This is a genomic window from Croceicoccus naphthovorans (assembly GCF_001028705.1).
Classification (GTDB): domain Bacteria; phylum Pseudomonadota; class Alphaproteobacteria; order Sphingomonadales; family Sphingomonadaceae; genus Croceicoccus; species Croceicoccus naphthovorans.
In genome coordinates, this window is sequence record NZ_CP011770.1 from 423,603 (window position 1) to 439,500 (window position 15,898).

Below are 15,898 nucleotides of genomic sequence, written 5' to 3' on the forward strand. Positions count from 1 at the left end.
GTTGAACCGGAACAAAGGGGTAGCGGCCTTGGCCCGCATCGTGATGAAATTTGGTGGCACCTCGATGGCGGGGACGGAGCGGATACGCCGCGTCGCCAACATCGTGCGCCGCCAGCAGGCCGCTGGCCATGAAGTCGCCGTCGTCGTTTCGGCGATGGCGGGTGAGACCGATCGGCTGGTGGGTTTCTGCCGTGAGGCGAACCCGCTTTACGACCCGGCCGAATACGACGTCGTCGTTGCCGCTGGCGAACAGGTGACATCGGGTCTGCTCGCGCTGACGCTGCAGGCGCTTGGCTGCAAGGCGCGGTCGTGGCTGGGCTGGCAGTTGCCGATCCACACCGACAACGCCCATGCCAAGGCGCGCATCGGCCATATCGAGGCGGATACCGTTATCGCCAGCATGCAGGCAGGTGAAATCGCGGTGATTCCCGGTTTCCAGGGCATCGGCGACGATGGCCGCGTGGCGACGCTGGGCCGCGGCGGGTCCGACACCAGCGCCGTGGCGGTGGCCGCCGCGGTAAAGGCCGACCGCTGCGACATCTATACCGACGTCGACGGCGTCTACACGACCGACCCGCGCATCGTTGCCAAGGCGCGCAAGCTGAAGGCCGTGACTTACGAAGAAATGCTGGAACTGGCCTCGGTCGGTTCCAAGGTTTTGCAGACCCGATCCGTTTCGCTGGCCATGAAGGAAGGCGTGCGGGTGCAGGTTCTGTCCAGCTTTATCGACGATGATGCGCCCCCCGCCGACAGCCTGCCCGGCACGATGATCGTGGGTGAGGACGAATTGGAAGGATCCGAAATGGAAAGCCAGCTGATCACCGGCATCGCCGCCGACAAGAACGAGGCGAAGGTCATCCTGACCCGCGTGCCCGATAAGCCCGGTGCGGTCGCGCACATTTTTGGCCCGCTTGCCGCCGCCAGCATCAACGTCGACATGATCATCCAGAATGTCGGACGCGAAAAGGGTGAGACCGACGTGACCTTCACGGTGCCTGGCGCGGACCTCGTCCGCACGCAGGCCCTGCTGGAAGAGCACAAGGAAACGATCGGCTTCAACCGCGTGATCACCGACAGCAAGGTCGCGAAGATCAGCGTCGTCGGCGTCGGCATGCGCAGCCATGCAGGTGTTGCCAGCACGATGTTCAGCGCGCTGGCCGACCGGGGGATCAACATTCAGGCGATCACCACCAGCGAGATCAAGGTTTCTGTCCTGATCGACGAGGATGAGACCGAACTGGCCGTGCGCGTGTTGCACACCGCCTACGACCTCGACGCGAAAGACGAAGCGGCCTGATTCGCGCCGCTTCCAGCCGCCCGGCGCGCTGGAAGTTGACAAAGTTGACACACAGCTTTGATAAATCCGCTCGATCACTTCGGGCAGATTGATCGACTGCGCCGATTTCAAGGTAAGGTGCGGGAAGGTGGCCATCCGGCCACTTTGCCCGCGCACACCGATGTAGGACAGCGAAGGGTCAGCGTCTGCTGTGCCGCGATAGCAGGACGATCGCGCAGACCAGCGCCATCAGCGCGACCCCGATTCCGAAGTGGCCGAGGTCGAGAAAGCCGCTGCTATTTACCACCATCAGTGCCGAACACAGGACAAGGCCGGTTAGCAGGCCCTTTTCGGTATCCGGTTCGCTCTTATCCGCCATTTGGCATTCCCCCTTCGCGCCCAGGATGCGCGAAAGGAAACGTCGGTTCAAGTTTACAGGCTGAGCCGCGCACTCAGCTTGAAATTGCGACCGGCCAGCGGCACGAAATCCTTGGTTACGCTGGCATGGCGGCGGCCTTCGGCGTCAAACAAATTCTCGACCGCAGCGATCACGGTCAGGTTCTCGTTCCCGCGCATCGGTTTCCAAGTCAGCGCGGCGTCGACCATGGTGAAGCCATCGGTCTCGCTCTCGAAAGCGGCGGTGCGGTTCTGTGCCGCGTTCCAGTCGAGCGAGATGCGGCCTTCAATCCGATCCGACGCGGCGATCAACGCGCCGCCCAGCGACAGCGGCGGGATTTGCGGTACCGGTGATCCATCGCCCAGCGTCGCGCGGGTATAGCTGCCCTGCAACTTGGTCGACAGATCGAACCCGCCCGCATTGCCCAGCGGCAATGTCGCTTCTGCCTCGAACCCCTTGTACGTCGCGTCCTGCTGTTGCTGGCGATAGATCGGCAAGCCGTCTTCCTCGCCGCCGGTCGGGCTTAGGTAGATGAAATCGTCGAACCAGCTGGCATATCCGGTCAGCGACAGGTCGACCGGCCCGACCCGCCCGCGCAGATAGACTTCGCCGCCCAGGGCGGTTTCCAGTTTCAGGTCGGGGTCGCCGATCTCGAACTGCTGGGTCGCGGCGTGAGGGCCGTTGGCGAACAGTTCTTCCGATGTCGGGATGCGCGCGGTGCGGCTGACGTTCACGCCATAACGCAAGCCGCTGTCGCTTTCGCGATAGAGGCCGAGCGCGCCCGACCACGCATCGAATGTACGGTGGAGCGAAACGCCGGGCGCGTCCGCCTTGCCATGTTCGAACCGGCCCGCGAATTCTAGGTTCGCGAAGCTCAGACCGACTTCCTGCAAGGCGAAGAGGCCGTACTGCTCGGTGTGGTTGGCGGGGACGAAAGCCTCGTTGCCGATCGCCTCCAGATCGCGGCGAAAGAACTGTCCGCCCAGCGTGCCGGACCACGTGCCGCGTTCGCGCTGCACCAGTTCGACGCGCCCTTCCACACCGTCGACAAGGAAGCGCGTGCCGACCTCATCCCCCTCCAGTTCGACATGTTCGTAATCGCTGACGCCCCAGCGGGTGTTGATCTCTGCAAAGGGGCCGCCGTCGAATCGCAGCCCCGCGCGCAGGTCGGCGCGTTTCTGCTGAAGGTCGATGGAGACGGGGCCTTCTTCCTCTGCGGCTTCCTCGCCTTCACCTTCTTCGCCGTGCGCGTGTTCCACGCCGGGGCCGGTGGGCACGCCGTAAAGCGTGTCATACAGCGAAACCGAAACGCCAAAGTTCGCGCGGTCGCCAATCCACGCCGCGCCCAGACCGGCGGATTTGGTGCGCGTGCTGCTGTTCGGCAGGACGTCGCGGGCATTGGCCATTTCGCGCAGTTCGGCGGCGTGTACCGGGTCTTCGGCCTCATCCTCTGCCGCTTCGGCCAGAACTTCGGCGCGCAAATCGTCGGACAGCAGGCGACCGGCAACGTGCAGGTCGTCAGTCTCGCGCCACGATCCGTCAGCGTGGATCACGAAATTCCCACCCAGCGGCAGATCGACCGACGCGCCGGCCTCTCGCGCATTGGCTGCGCTGTCTATTGAGGCGAGGGCGTCGAGGTGTAGCGGCTCTTCCGGCACTTTCAGGGGGATGCGCTTGTCGATGACGTTGACCGCGCCGCCGATGGCGCTGCTGCCGTAAAGAAGCGTGGCGGGGCCGCGCAGCACCTCGATACGTTGGGCTGTCAGTGGGTCGAGGCTGACGGCATGGTCGGCGCTGGTGTTCGATGCGTCTATGGCGCCGATGCCGTCGATCAACACGCGGACGCGGTCGCCCGAAAACCCGCGCAGGATCGGTCGCGACGCGCCGGGGGCAAAGCCCGATGCGGTCACGCCGGGCAGGCCTTCCAGCACTTCGCCGATCTGCCCGTCCAGGCTGCGCTGCAAGTCGGTGCCGCCGACGACCGTGGTTCCCGCAAGGAAATCGATCCGTCCGATGCCTTGCGCGGTCACGACGATGGTGTCGTGGTAATCGTCATCGGCATTGCCCGCCGCCTCTTTGGACGGTGACGCGGCATCCTGCGCATGGGCCGCAGTCGCGGTGCAGAGGGCCAGGGTAGAGACGGTGAGCGCGGAAACGGCCAGTGCCGAGCGTCTTGCATGATATAACATATCTCGCCAAGTAAACGCCTGCGATCCAGCGTCAAGAGGTTTGTGCGAACGCTATCGCCAAACAACCGGCGATTGCCGCACGTCGCTCACTTATTGAGCGCGCGGCCAAATACCGGGTCCGCGGCCATGCCCGGTGCCATCAGCCGTCAGTAAAATTTTGCCCTGTCAGGCGCTTACCGGCCCCATCAATTGCAGCACCAGCCCGCACAGGCCGATTCCGAACAACGTGGTTCCGCCGACTTGCGTCGCCATGCGCCGCGTCCGGTCTTTCGGCACCGGCAGGTACCAAAGCAGAAACGCACCAGCGGCAATCGTCAGGATGAACAATGTCAGCATCGCCCTCCTCCTTTCGTTTGAAGGGCGAATCATGCGGTCATCATGGTTGGGATTCGATTGCGAAACGTGGTGAATCGCACACTTACCGCGTTACACATGCGTTTTCAGGGGCTTATGAAAAGAGAACCTCCCCGGACCATGCTTAACGCAAGGTCCGGGGAGGCGGCCTCTTCTCCGTCTTGGGGTGGCCGAACCCCGTCATGTTGGGGGATCGGGGGCCCGGCCTTGAGGAGATGGCCATCGGGTTCGGTCGACGGCCGATCCGGTTAATCCAGATCGCACCGATCGGCGTTCATCACTTTCGTCCATGCTGCCACAAAATCGTTTACGAACTTCTGCTCGTTCCCGTTTTCTGCATAGACTTCTGCAAGCGCGCGAAGCTGCGAATTCGACCCGAAGATCAGGTCGGTTCGCGTGGCGCGCCAGCGTTCCTTGCCGCTGGCCCGGTCGGACCCGACGAATTCCTCGTCCCCGCTTTCGTCCACCACCTTCCACGCGGTGTCCATGTCAAGCAGGTTGACGAAGAAGTCGTTGGTCAACTGGCCCTCTCGCTCGGTCAGCACGCCGTTCTTGCTGCCCCCGTGATTGGCACCCAGCACGCGCAAGCCGCCGATCAGCACCGTCATCTGCGGCGCCGACAGGCCCAGCAATTGCGCGCGGTCGAGCATCAGTTCTTCGGTCTTCACGCTCATCTTGGTGGACAGGTAGTTGCGGAAGGCATCGGCCTGCGGTTCCAGCGGTTCGAAGCTTTCGGCATCGGTCCACTCCTCGCTCGCATCGCCGCGACCGCCGGTGAACGGCACCTCGACGTTGAAGCCCGCGGCCTTCGCCGCCTGCTCCACGCCGACGCAACCGCCAAGCACGATCAGGTCAGCGATGGAAACCTTGGTCGTTCCCTTGATGTCGTCATAGACCTCCAGAACCTTTTGCAGTTCCTTCGGCTCGTTGACGGCCCAGTCGCTTTGCGGGGCCAGCCGGATGCGTGCGCCGTTCGCGCCGCCGCGATGGTCGGACTTGCGGAACGTGCTGGCGCTCGCCCACGCGGTCTTGACCAGCTGGCTGATGGTCAGCCCGCTGTCCGCGATCTTTTTCTTCAGATCGGCGACTTCGTTGGCGCTGGGGTTGTATCCGGCGGGGATCGGATCCTGCCAGATCAGGTCTTCCTCCGGCACTTCGGGGCCAAGGTAGCGCGACTTTGGCCCCATGTCGCGGTGGGTCAGCTTGAACCACGCGCGGGCAAAGGCATCGGCGAATTCGTCCGGATTGTCGCGGAACCGTTCGCTGATCTTGCGGTATGCCGGGTCGACCTTCATCGCCATGTCGGCGGTGGTCATGATCGTCGGCACCTTCTTCGACGGATCGTGCGCGTCGGGCGCCATGTCCGCCTCTTCCGGGTTCTTCGGCGTCCACTGGTTCGCGCCTGCGGGCGACTTCGTCAGCTCGTAATCGTACTTGAACAACAGGCGGAAATAGTTCTGCGACCATTCGAACGGCGTGTTGGTCCACGGACCCTCAATGCCGCTGGTGATGGTGTGCTCCCCCATTCCGCTTTCGAAACCGCTGGTCCAGCCAAGGCCCTGAAACGCGATGTCCGCGCCTTCGGGGTCTGCGCCGATCAGGCTGGCATCGCCAGCGCCGTGGCACTTGCCGAAGGTATGACCACCGGCGGTCAGCGCAACGGTTTCCTCATCGTTCATCGCCATGCGCTTGAACGTTTCACGAATGTCGCGGGCAGAGCCTTCGACATCAGGAACGCCACCCGGACCTTCGGGATTTACGTAGATCAGGCCCATCTGGATCGCGGCCAGCGGGTTTTCCAGCGCCATTTCCTTGTCGGGCTGAATGCGGGTTTCGGCACCCGTGTTCACCCACTCTTCCTCTGTGCCCCAGTATACGTCGGTCTCGGGCTCATAAACGTCGGCCCGGCCGCCGCCGAAGCCGAACACCGGCCCGCCCATCGATTCGATGGCTACATTGCCTGTCAGCACGAACAGGTCGGCCCAACTGATGTGCTTGCCGTACTTCTGCTTGATCGGCCACAACAGGCGGCGTGCCTTGTCGAGGTTGGCGTTATCCGGCCAGGAATTGAGCGGGGCGAACCGCTGCTGACCGCTGTTGGCCCCGCCGCGACCGTCTGCGGTGCGATAGGTGCCTGCGGCGTGCCATGCCATGCGGATGAAGAACGGGCCGTAATGCCCATAGTCCGCCGGCCACCACGGCTTCGAATCGGTCATCAGGTCGGTCAGGTCTTTCTTCAGCGCGGTGTAATCCAGCGCGTTGAAGGCTTCCTTGTAATCGAAATCGTCGCCCATCGGGTCGGGCGAAACGCCGCCCTGGTGCAGGATTTCAAGCTGGAGAGCGTCGGGCCACCAATCCCGGTTGGTCCGGCCCAACAGGCCGCGAACACCGCCGTCACCGTGGTTGAAGGGGCAACCGCCCCCGGGCATCGATCCAGTCGCTACGTCCATTTTGACATCCTCCTTGCGGGATTGCTTTGCACCATCACCATCCAAGATTTGCGAAGGCTACGCCTCTGCCTTGAATAGTTGAAACGATCTATCCCGCACACTGACAGTGGCTTTTTCGATCAATGCTACATTTGTGCTGCAAACGATGCTGCGCAAAAACGCTGTCAACGGGGCGACTCCATCCACCGAACGGACCCGTCGCACTTGCCGCCCGCTTCGCCGCGCACTAATCGGCAAAGCCATGACCACCTATTCCAAGACAAGCGCCCTGATGCGGCGCGGCGCCGAATTCCTTGGCAGCGACCACGCGATCCTTTGCGGGGCGATGAGCTGGGTATCGGAACGCAACCTCGTTTCCGCGATCAGCAACGCGGGCGGATTTGGCGTGATCGCCTGCGGAGCGATGACGCCGGACCTGCTCGACAACGAAATTGCCGAGACGAAGAAGCGCACCGACAGGCCGTTCGGCGTAAACCTGATCACCATGCACCCGCAGATCATGGACCTGATCGACGTCTGCACGAAACATGGCGTGGGCCACGTGGTGCTGGCGGGCGGACTGCCGCCGAAGGGCAGCGTTGACCGGATCAAGGAAAGCGGAGCCAAGGTGATTTGCTTCGCGCCGACGCTGGCGCTGGCGAAGAAGCTGCTGCGTTCGGGCGCGGATGCGATGGTTATCGAAGGGATGGAGGCGGGCGGCCATATCGGACCGGTCGCGACCAGCGTGCTGGCGCAGGAATTCCTGCCTGAACTGGCCGAAGATCACCTTGTCTTCGTGGCAGGCGGCATCGGCCGGGGTGAGGCGATTGCCGGATACCTGGAAATGGGCGCGGCGGGCGTGCAGCTGGGAACGCGCTTTGCCTGTGCGACCGAATCCATCGCGCACCCCGATTTCAAGAAGGCGTTCTTTCGCGCCGGGGCCCGCGATGCGGTGGCCAGCGTGCAGGTCGATCCGCGCCTGCCGGTCATCCCCGTGCGCGCGTTGAAGAACAAGGGCACCGAACTGTTCACCGCGAAGCAGCGCGAAGTCGCCAACCTGCTGGACGGCGAAGGCATCGACATGGGCGAGGCGCAATTGCAGATCGAGCATTACTGGGCCGGTGCCCTGCGCCGCGCGGTGATCGACGGCGATGTCGAGAACGGATCGCTGATGGCCGGGCAGTCGGTCGGCATGGTGAAAAAGGAAGAGCCGGTTGCCGACATCATCGCCGAACTGCTGGCCGAGAGTGAGAGCGCGCTGACTCGTCGCTGAGTTGATAGGGCGCTGATCCGAGGGGGCTTGCGCCCTGCAATCAGGGTCTTATCCTCCGCCCCCGGATGGGCAGGCAGGAGCAGACGATCGATGTGTGACCAGGAACAGCTAGCCCGATTTGCGCGTGGCTACAGCCGCCGCGACTTTTCCGGCGTGATTGCCGCGGCGGGGGGCAGCGCGATCCTTGCCGCCTGTAACGCGACTGACGCGGGCGTCGATGCCGATCCCTCTGTCGCGGCGGTCACGGGCGGCGGCGTGCTGGGCGGCGAAGTGGCGATCCCGACTGCGACCGGCACGATGGGCGGCTGGTTCTATCACCCTGCGTCGGGCAATCATCCGGCCGTCATCATGTGGCCCGACATCGCGGGCGTGCGCCCCGCCAGCAAGGCGATGGGCGAACGGCTGGCCGCCGAAGGTTTCGCCGTCATCGTACCCGATCCCTATTGGCGCGACGAAGGCCATGCGATGTTCCAGGATTTCGCCGACTTCGCGCAGAACGGGGGCTTTCAGACCGTGACCCCCTGGCGCGACCGGTTCAGCGCCGACACCGTGATGGCCGATACCGCCAGCATCGTCGCATGGCTGGACGATCAGGACGTGGTTGATACCTCACGCGGGATCGGCGCGCGCGGGCATTGCATGACCGGATCGTGGACGATCTACGCCGCACACGGCTCGCCCGAACGGGTCAAGGTTGCCGGATCGATGCACGGCGGCGGGCTGGTGACCGATGCGGCGACAAGCCCGCACAAGATGATCGTGCCGACCGCCAGCTACCTGATCGCCATCGCGCAGGACGATGCGGCCAAGGAACCGGGCGCGGAGCCGGCGCTGAAGACCGCGTTGGCAGAGGCGGGGGCATCCGGCACGGTCGATGTCTATGCCGGAAACCACGGCTGGACCGTTCCCGACAGCCCCGCCTATGACAAGCCGGAGGCGGAGCGCGCCTATGCCGCGTTCCTGTCGCTGGTCAAGGCGATGTAACCCGATAGGTAGTGTTCCGCGCTGTCCACGGCGCAAACCTTAACGCGCCGCCCCGATAGTCACTGCCCTGTCGGGGGGAGCGCACCAATGAACGCATTGCTGGCCAGTTTCGTGCGAAGCCTTCCGGCTCTGCCGCTGCTGATGGCCGCGCTCTATCTGCTCAGCATCGTCGGCGTCAGTTCCGCGCGCGAACTGGCGCAGCAACTGCTGCGGGTGCGGATCGTCTATACGCTGGTGCTGTCGATCTCTTGTTTGGGCCGGATGCTGCTGCCCATCGCGCACTAGAGCCCGATCAGGCTGGCCCACGCCCGGGCGGCGGGGTTGTCTGCAGTGCGTGGATCCCATTGCCGGGTAAGCATGGCCAGCGCCTTGTCCCGATCCATGCCGTTCTCGACATTGCTGCGATAGAACAGGGCCGAGACGCGCCAGTTCATCACGCAATGCACATGTACGGGATCGTTCCCAGCAATGGCGGCGCGGAACTGGCGATAGTGTTGCTCGGTCGGGTGGTCGAAAGGGATCGGGATCGCGGTATAGGCGATGCCGTGTTCGCCGCAGACCTTGCCCTCGTCCGGGAGGATTTCAGGGTGGCCGGGCAGGGCCAGATTGATCACGTGCCGCACGCAGATGCCGGCCAGAGCGGCTATGTCGTCGGCAGTCGGGGCACCCGAAGTCGTCGTCCGCGCATCCAGCCTTTGCCATGCGCGAATGCCGACAGGATCGGTCACGCAGGCAGCCCGATCAGGCTGATCTGGCGACCGTATCCGCTTTCCCCCGCCTGCGTCGCGCGGCGGTAGGAGAAGAAGCGCGTTTCGTCCGCATAGGTATCGTGTCCGGTGATCTCCACGCGGGTAACGCCTGCCTTGGCCAGATCGGCGGCGACAAACGAAGCGAGGTCGAACTGGTGATGGCCCACGCGCCCCGGCTTGAAGAAACGGTCAAACGCCTCGTCCTCGGCCAGAAAGCGCAGGTAGAACCCTTCGTCCACTTCGTAACTTGCCTGAGCGATGCAGGGGCCGATGGCGGCGGCGATGCGGCTGCGGTCGGCGCCCAATTCTTCCATCGCGGCGGCGGTATGGTCGCACACGCCCGCAAAGGCTCCGCGCCAGCCCGCATGGGCCGCGCCGATCACGCCCGCCTGCGTATCGGCCAACAGCACCGGCGCGCAATCGGCGGTGAGGATGCCCAGCAAGACGCCGGGCCGGTCGGTGACCATCGCGTCCGCCTCTGGCCGCGCGTCCAGCGGGAAGGGCGTGTCGATCCGCACCACCTCGGCGGAGTGGACCTGATAGACGGTCGCCAGTTCCGCGCCGGGGAGCACGGCCTCTGCAGCAATGGTGCGATTGGCTTCGACCGCGCGGGGCAGGTCGTCGGACCCGGTGCCGACGTTCAGCCCGGCATATTGCCCGGTCGATACCCCGCCGCGCCGCCCGAGGAAGCCGTGCGCAACACCGTTCAGCGATTTCGTCTCAATCCTGTCGACCATCAGCCGTCGAGGCTCTTGCTCACCTGCTCACGCGTGTCTTTCGACAGGTTCGGGGCGGCGGCGATCCGCTCCAGCTCTGCCCGCATCAGCGCGGCACGACCCGGCTCTATCTTGCGCCAGCGGCCCAGCGCCGGGATGAAGCGCGCGGCGGTCTGCGCGTTGATCGGGTCGAGCGCGAGGACGAGATCGGCGATCATGCGATAGCCGCGCCCGCTCTCGTCATGGAACGCGGCGGCATTGCCCGCCATCGTCATGTAGAGGCTGCGCACGCGGTTCGGGTTCTTGATCGTGAAGTCGGGATGCTTCGCCAGCGCCTCGACCGTGTCCAGAACCTTGGGATCAAGTGCATTGGCCTGAAGCGAGAACCACTTGTCGATGACAAGGGCATTGCCTTCGAACCGCTTGTGGAAATCGGCCACCAGTTCGCTGCGTTCGGGGCAATCGATCCCGGCCAGCACCATCATCGCGCCCTGTCGGTCGGTCATGTTCGTAGCGGTGCGATACTGCGCTGCGGCGCGGGCGGCGGCTTCCTTCTGGTCGGCGGCGGCCAGCATGACCAGCGCCTGCGTTTTCACCTTGCGCGCACCGCGGGCATCGGCGTCGAGGCCATAGGGCACGGCACTGGCGCGTTCGTGCAGCGCGATCAGCTTGTCGCGCAGGCGGGTGCCTATGTGGCCCTTCAGCCGCTCGCGTGCTTCGTGCAGCGCCACCGGGTTGGCGGGTGCGGCCAGTTCCAGCAGGAAGGCGATGGAGGGCAGCATCATCAGCTCGCCGCGCATCAGGTCGTCGATCTGGTCGTCGTCCAGAACCTTGCCCATCGCCTCGGCAATCGCACCGCGACGCTTTTCGTCGGGGCCATGCTCGATCGTGCCCAGCAGTTCGCGGGTGACGAGCTGTTGCAGCGCCTCGTACCGGGCGAAGGCGTCGTCGTCGTTTGCTGCAAGGAAGACGAGGTCGTCGTCATGCGCCTCTGCATCCAGCTGGATTGGCGCAGTGAAGGCGCGATTGACGCTGACCACCGGCGGCTTGGCGAAACCGTCGAAGGTGAAGTCCTGCCTGGCCTTGTCGAGCACCAGCAGCTTCTCGCCAGTATGGGTGCCGCTGTCACGGTCGAACAGCGCGACCTTCAGCGGGATCGGCACCGGCTGCTTGTTGGGCTGGCCGGGGGTGGCCGGAACCTTCTGCGTGAAGTGCAGCGTGACCGTGCCGGTCGACTGGTCGAATTCCGACTGCATCGTCACGCGCGGCGTGCCTGCCTGTTCGTACCAGCGGCGGAACTGCGTCAGGTCCAGACCCGCGCCGTCTTCCATCGACTTGATGAAATCCTCGCAAGTCGCGGCCTCTCCATCGTGCCGGTCGAAATAGAGATCGGTGCCCTTGCGGAACGCATCGTCACCCGCCAGCGTCTTCATCATGCGGATGACTTCGGCACCCTTGTTATAGACGGTGGCGGTGTAGAAGTTGCTGATTTCCTGATAGGAATCTGGCCGGATCGGGTGTGCGAGCGGCCCGCTGTCTTCCGGGAACTGCGCGGCGCGCAGGATGCGTACGTCTTCGATCCGCTTGACCGGCTCGCTGCCCATGTCGGCGCTGAACAATTGGTCGCGCAGCACGGTGAAGCCTTCCTTGAGGCTCAGCTGGAACCAGTCGCGGCAGGTGATACGGTTGCCCGACCAGTTGTGGAAGTATTCGTGGCCGACCACGCCTTCGACACCGTCATAGTCGCCGTCGGTCGCCGTTTCCGGATCGGCGAGAACGTAGCGGGTGTTGAAGATGTTCAGCCCCTTGTTCTCCATCGCGCCCATGTTGAAATCGGACACGGCGACGATGTTGAACTGGTCCAGATCGTATTCGCGGCCGAACGTTTCCTCGTCCCACTTCATCGATGCGATCAGGCTGCGCATCGCGTGGTCGGTACGCTCAAGATCGCCTTCGCGGACCCAGACGGCCAGATCGACCTTGCGGCCGCCACAAGTGGTAAAGGTATCGCGGTTGGCGACAAGCTGCCCGGCGACGAGCGCGAAAAGATAGCTCGGCTTTGGCCACGGATCGTCCCAGACCGCCCAGTGGCGACCGTCGGCCCCGTCTCCGCTGTCGGCAAGGTTGCCGTTGGAGAGCAGCACCGGGAACTGGTCCTTCGGCCCTTCCATCCGCACGGTATAGCGCGACAGGACGTCGGGCCGGTCGGGGAAGAAGGTGATGCGGCGGAACCCTTCGGCCTCACACTGGGTGCAGAGCATCCCGCCGCTGGCGTACAGGCCCATCAGCTGGCTGTTCGTTGCCGGGTGAAGGTGTGTTTCGATCGTCACTTCGTGCGCGCTGCCGGGCAGGGGGAGCAGCAGGTTGGAGCCGCTCATCGACCAACCCTCGGCATCGTTGCCGTCGACCTTCAGGGTCATGACCGCGATATTGTCGCCGCACAGGTGCAGCGTCTGGTCGCCATCGCCGTCGGGATTGCGCTCTACCTTCAGCGTTGCGACGCACTTGGTCAGTTCGGTGCCGAGGTCGAAGTCGAGACTGATCTCGGGCACGAGCCACGAAGGCGGGGTGTAATTGTTGCGGAAGATCGTGGCCGGATCGTGCGGCTCTACGGCGGCATCGGCCATCTCGGGGTTTCCGGCGGGGTTTGAGGGGTTCGTCGCGATATCCATGGCCAGATAGATGCGCTTCTGTCCGGCATTCTCAAGATCAAATGATGCAAGCCGTGGCCAAGATACGTAAAAAAGCATGGCATTGGCCCGGATGTGGGGTTTATGCGCCCGTTTCATGCGCGTCCTGATCTTCGGCCTCGGCTATTCGGCAAAGCACATTGCGGCGCGACTGGCGCAGGGTGGCTGGTCGGTGCGGGCGACGGGCAGCGACGGCGACATCGTGTTTGGCGATGCGGCGGCGGTTGATGCCGCACTGGCAGAGGCGGATGCGGTGCTGTCCTCGGTGCCGCCCGCGCGCGATGGGGCAGAGCCGGTGCTCGATACCTATGGCGCGGCGCTGGCGGGGTTTCGTGGGTGGATCGGGTACTTGTCCTCCACCGGCGTCTATGGCGATGCGGGCGGGGCGTGGGTGGACGAGAGTTCGCCGGTCGGCACCGGACGGCGCAGCGCGCGGACAGAATCGGATGCGCGCTGGTTGGCGCTGGGCGCGCGCGTGTTTCGTTTGCCCGGCATTTACGGACCCAATTCAGACGGGAAGGGCCGCTCGGCGCTGGACCGGGTGCGCAAGGGGCGGGCGCATCGGATCGACATTCCGGGGCAGGTGTTCAGCCGCGTCCATGTCGAGGACATTGCGCAGGGCGTGGCGCTGGGGCTGGATGCTCCGGCGGGGGCCTATAACCTCGCCGACGATTACCCTTGTTCGCAGAACGAGTTGATCGAACACGCCTGCCAGATGCTGCGCGTGCCGGTTCCGCCGATTCAGACGCTGGAGGAGGCGAACCTGTCGCCGATGGCGCGCGGATTCTATGCGGAAAACCGCCGTGTCGCGAACGGCAAGGCGAAGCGGGTGCTGGGCTGGGCGCCGATCTATCCCACCTATCGCGAGGGGTTAGCGGCGTGCCTTGAGCGCGATGATCAGACCGACGAAGGCTAGCGCCGCGCCGCAGACCGTGATGATCGTCCACCCGAACCCTTCGAACATGGTGGACAGCAGCATGGCAAGGATCGGCGTCGCCACTCCGACATAGGCCGCGCGTCCCGCGCCCATGTGGCGGATCAGCGTGAAATATAGCGGGAAGGTCACGACCGATCCCACGATACCGAGATAGGCGATGCCCATCAGGTATGTTGGGCGTGGGTCCCACACGGGCGGCCCGTCCAGAACCAGCGCGATAACGACGTTGATCGCGGTGCCGACGATCATGGCCAGCGCCAGCATCGGCAGGAACGGCTGCGCATGGGCACGGTCGGTCGCCTGCGTGATGTTGGCAACCGATGCGGACATCGTGGCCAGCGCCGCCAGCACGACGCCCAGCGTCACCCCTTCGCGAACGCCCGCCGCGCGGTATTCGTGGACCAGCAGCAGCGACACGCCGACGATGGCGACGGCCGATCCGGCGACAAAACCCCAAGAAACCCGTTCGCGCAGAACGAACCAGGCAAAAATCGAGTTCGGGATCATGATCAGCGCGAAGAACAGCGCGACGATGCCCGATGTCAGCGCCAGTTCCGCCCGGTAGACGAAGTGGAAGTTCAGCACGAATTGCGACAATCCAATCAGGATCACGACCGGTATTCCGGCGCGGCTGACCCGCAATTTCTCGCCCCTAACGGCCAGCAGGACCAGCATCGCGACACAGGCCAGCATGAAGCGATAGGCGATGCTCCAACTGGGCGGAACGTCGCTGATCTGGTCCTTGATGACCAGCCATGTCGACCCCCAGATCAGCGCGACGAGGATGAACGGCGCAAAGACCCGGGGGTCGCTGAACGGCAGGCGATGGCGGCCTGCGACCGGCGCGGTGGGAACGTCGCTCATAACGATGCGATGGCTTTCGCCAGTGCTTGTGCCGCCTCGGCAGGCGTGTTCCACGCGGCGACGAAACGGGCGGCGTCCGGACCCCAGTCATAGAACACGAAGCCCTGATCGCGCAGGTTGGCGCGCTCCTCTGCGGTGCAGCGTACGAAAACCTCGTTCGCCTCGCACGGATAGAGCAGGCGATGCACCGCCGCGCCCGCGATCGCTGTGGCGGCAGCATTGGCGGCGCGGGCGTTGGCCAGCCAAAGGTCGCCGTCCAGCATCGCCAGCAATTGGGCGGCAAGGAAGCGGCCTTTCGACTGCAACTGCCCGGCGCGCTTGTGGCGACGCTTGGCCTCGGCGGCCTTGGCGGGGTCGAACAGGATCAGCGCCTCTGCCCCCATCGCGCCGTTCTTGATCATCCCGAATGTCAGCGTGTCGATGCCATGCGCAGGACCGGCCTCTGCCGCAGAGCAGCCAAGATGCGCGACCGCATTGGCGAAGCGCGCGCCGTCCATGTGCACGCTAAAGCCCTTGGCACGGGCATAGGCGGTCAGTGTGGCCAGCTCGCCTGGCGTATAAGTGCACCCTTGCTCTGTCGCCTGCGTGATCGCGATTGTGCAGGGCTGCACCCGGTGCACGTCGTCGCGGATCGGATCGACGACGGCGGCGATGTTTTCGGGCGTAAGCTTTGCATGCGGGCCATGGGCCAGCATCAGCTTTGCGCCGTGGGTATAGAATTCGGGCGCGCCTGCCTCGTCCTGTTCGATATGCGCGTCGTCGTGGCAGACCACTCCGCCATAGGGCGGCACCAGCGTTGCCAGCGCAAGGCAGTTTGCCGCCGTGCCGGTGCTGGTCCACACCACCGCGCATTCGCGATCGAACAGCGCGGAAAACGCCGCGTCTAGCCGCTGGCTGAGCGCGTCGCCGTCATAGGGTGCGTCGGGCGCGTCGGCGGCGCGCATCGCGTCCCAGACCTGCGGGTGAACGGGGGCGGTGTTGTCGGAAACGAAAAGCATGGGCGTGGACATGTACCGGGCCTTGCGACCGGCCCACGCGCG

The 15,898-nt window shown here is 64.5% G+C and carries 14 protein-coding genes; 5 read left to right on the forward strand and 9 right to left on the reverse strand.

Annotation, left to right across the window (positions count from 1 at the left end; all coding sequences use genetic code 11):
- Positions 1-28: 28 nt before the first annotated feature.
- Positions 29-1,297 (forward strand): aspartate kinase, encoded by a 1,269-nt coding sequence (locus tag AB433_RS02155; RefSeq protein ID WP_047819736.1) that lies wholly within the window; start codon positions 29-31, stop codon positions 1,295-1,297.
- A 178-nt stretch (positions 1,298-1,475) separates the two neighbouring features.
- Here AB433_RS02155 and AB433_RS02160 read toward each other — a convergent pair whose 3' ends face one another.
- The 4 genes from AB433_RS02160 to katG form a co-directional block, all read right to left on the reverse strand.
- Positions 1,476-1,655 (reverse strand): hypothetical protein, encoded by a 180-nt coding sequence (locus AB433_RS02160; RefSeq protein WP_156170645.1) that lies wholly within the window; start codon positions 1,653-1,655, stop codon positions 1,476-1,478.
- Positions 1,656-1,708: 53 nt separating this feature from the next.
- On the reverse strand, positions 1,709-3,862 hold the full coding sequence (locus AB433_RS02165) for a TonB-dependent receptor (protein ID WP_047819738.1): 2,154 nt from the start codon (positions 3,860-3,862) through the stop codon (positions 1,709-1,711).
- Between the two features lie 165 nt (positions 3,863-4,027).
- A complete protein-coding gene (locus tag AB433_RS20315; RefSeq protein ID WP_156170646.1) occupies positions 4,028-4,198 on the reverse strand; it encodes a hypothetical protein in 171 nt (56 codons plus the stop codon).
- 266 nt (positions 4,199-4,464) lie between these two features.
- Positions 4,465-6,666 carry a catalase/peroxidase HPI gene (gene katG, locus AB433_RS02170; protein ID WP_047823106.1) on the reverse strand — a complete coding sequence of 734 codons (2,202 nt, stop codon included), beginning with the start codon at positions 6,664-6,666 and terminating at the stop codon, positions 4,465-4,467.
- 241 nt (positions 6,667-6,907) lie between these two features.
- Between katG and AB433_RS02175 the strand changes: the two genes are divergently transcribed.
- The 3 genes from AB433_RS02175 to AB433_RS02185 all read left to right on the forward strand — a co-directional run bounded on the left by AB433_RS02175 (position 6,908) and on the right by AB433_RS02185 (position 9,187).
- A complete protein-coding gene (locus tag AB433_RS02175) occupies positions 6,908-7,918 on the forward strand; it encodes an NAD(P)H-dependent flavin oxidoreductase (RefSeq protein ID WP_047823108.1) in 1,011 nt (336 codons plus the stop codon).
- A 90-nt stretch (positions 7,919-8,008) separates the two neighbouring features.
- Complete coding sequence (locus tag AB433_RS02180; protein ID WP_047819739.1) at positions 8,009-8,902, forward strand: dienelactone hydrolase family protein; 894 nt, start codon at positions 8,009-8,011, stop codon at positions 8,900-8,902.
- An 87-nt stretch (positions 8,903-8,989) separates the two neighbouring features.
- Entirely contained in the window at positions 8,990-9,187 is a 198-nt protein-coding gene (locus AB433_RS02185; RefSeq protein ID WP_047819740.1) for a hypothetical protein, read from the forward strand.
- Here AB433_RS02185 and AB433_RS02190 read toward each other — a convergent pair.
- The 3 genes from AB433_RS02190 to pepN are packed head-to-tail and all read right to left on the reverse strand — an operon-like array spanning position 9,184 to position 13,039.
- Positions 9,184-9,630, reverse strand: coding sequence for a protein-tyrosine phosphatase family protein (locus tag AB433_RS02190; RefSeq protein ID WP_047819741.1), 447 nt, complete (start codon positions 9,628-9,630; stop codon positions 9,184-9,186). The genes AB433_RS02185 and AB433_RS02190 overlap by 4 nt on opposite strands.
- Entirely contained in the window at positions 9,627-10,388 is a 762-nt protein-coding gene (gene pgeF, locus AB433_RS02195; RefSeq protein WP_047819742.1) for a peptidoglycan editing factor PgeF, read from the reverse strand. Before pgeF ends, AB433_RS02190 begins: the two co-directional genes overlap by 4 nt.
- Positions 10,388-13,039, reverse strand: a complete 2,652-nt coding sequence (gene pepN, locus AB433_RS02200) for an aminopeptidase N (protein ID WP_047823110.1) — start codon at positions 13,037-13,039, stop codon at positions 10,388-10,390. Before pepN ends, pgeF begins: the two co-directional genes overlap by 1 nt.
- 115 nt (positions 13,040-13,154) lie before the next feature.
- Between pepN and AB433_RS02205 the strand changes: the two genes are divergently transcribed.
- A complete protein-coding gene (locus AB433_RS02205) occupies positions 13,155-13,973 on the forward strand; it encodes a Rossmann-fold NAD(P)-binding domain-containing protein (RefSeq protein ID WP_047819743.1) in 819 nt (272 codons plus the stop codon).
- Here the strand turns inward: AB433_RS02205 and AB433_RS02210 are convergent.
- Together AB433_RS02210 and AB433_RS02215 are read right to left on the reverse strand one after the other, a co-directional pair.
- A complete protein-coding gene (locus AB433_RS02210) occupies positions 13,929-14,858 on the reverse strand; it encodes a DMT family transporter (RefSeq protein ID WP_082134755.1) in 930 nt (309 codons plus the stop codon). The genes AB433_RS02205 and AB433_RS02210 overlap by 45 nt on opposite strands.
- Positions 14,855-15,856 carry a threonine aldolase family protein gene (locus tag AB433_RS02215; RefSeq protein ID WP_047823113.1) on the reverse strand — a complete coding sequence of 334 codons (1,002 nt, stop codon included), beginning with the start codon at positions 15,854-15,856 and terminating at the stop codon, positions 14,855-14,857. Before AB433_RS02215 ends, AB433_RS02210 begins: the two co-directional genes overlap by 4 nt.
- Between the last annotated feature and the right edge of the window lie 42 nt (positions 15,857-15,898).

Excerpts from the sequence above, each read along its gene's own strand:
- AB433_RS20315 (WP_156170646.1), bottom strand. The coding sequence starts at position 4,198 with ATGCTGACATTGTTCATCCTGACGATTGCCGCTGGTGCGTTTCTGCTT.
- katG (WP_047823106.1), bottom strand. The coding sequence starts at position 6,666 with ATGGACGTAGCGACTGGATCGATGCCCGGGGGCGGTTGCCCCTTCAAC.
- AB433_RS02160 (WP_156170645.1), bottom strand. The coding sequence starts at position 1,655 with ATGGCGGATAAGAGCGAACCGGATACCGAAAAGGGCCTGCTAACCGGC.
- pgeF (WP_047819742.1), bottom strand. The coding sequence starts at position 10,388 with ATGGTCGACAGGATTGAGACGAAATCGCTGAACGGTGTTGCGCACGGC.
- AB433_RS02210 (WP_082134755.1), bottom strand. The coding sequence starts at position 14,858 with ATGAGCGACGTTCCCACCGCGCCGGTCGCAGGCCGCCATCGCCTGCCG.
- AB433_RS02185 (WP_047819740.1), top strand. The coding sequence starts at position 8,990 with ATGAACGCATTGCTGGCCAGTTTCGTGCGAAGCCTTCCGGCTCTGCCG.
- AB433_RS02180 (WP_047819739.1), top strand. The coding sequence starts at position 8,009 with ATGTGTGACCAGGAACAGCTAGCCCGATTTGCGCGTGGCTACAGCCGC.
- AB433_RS02165 (WP_047819738.1), bottom strand. The coding sequence starts at position 3,862 with ATGTTATATCATGCAAGACGCTCGGCACTGGCCGTTTCCGCGCTCACC.
- AB433_RS02175 (WP_047823108.1), top strand. The coding sequence starts at position 6,908 with ATGACCACCTATTCCAAGACAAGCGCCCTGATGCGGCGCGGCGCCGAA.
- AB433_RS02205 (WP_047819743.1), top strand. The coding sequence starts at position 13,155 with ATGCGCGTCCTGATCTTCGGCCTCGGCTATTCGGCAAAGCACATTGCG.
- pepN (WP_047823110.1), bottom strand. The coding sequence starts at position 13,039 with ATGGATATCGCGACGAACCCCTCAAACCCCGCCGGAAACCCCGAGATG.
- AB433_RS02215 (WP_047823113.1), bottom strand. The coding sequence starts at position 15,856 with ATGCTTTTCGTTTCCGACAACACCGCCCCCGTTCACCCGCAGGTCTGG.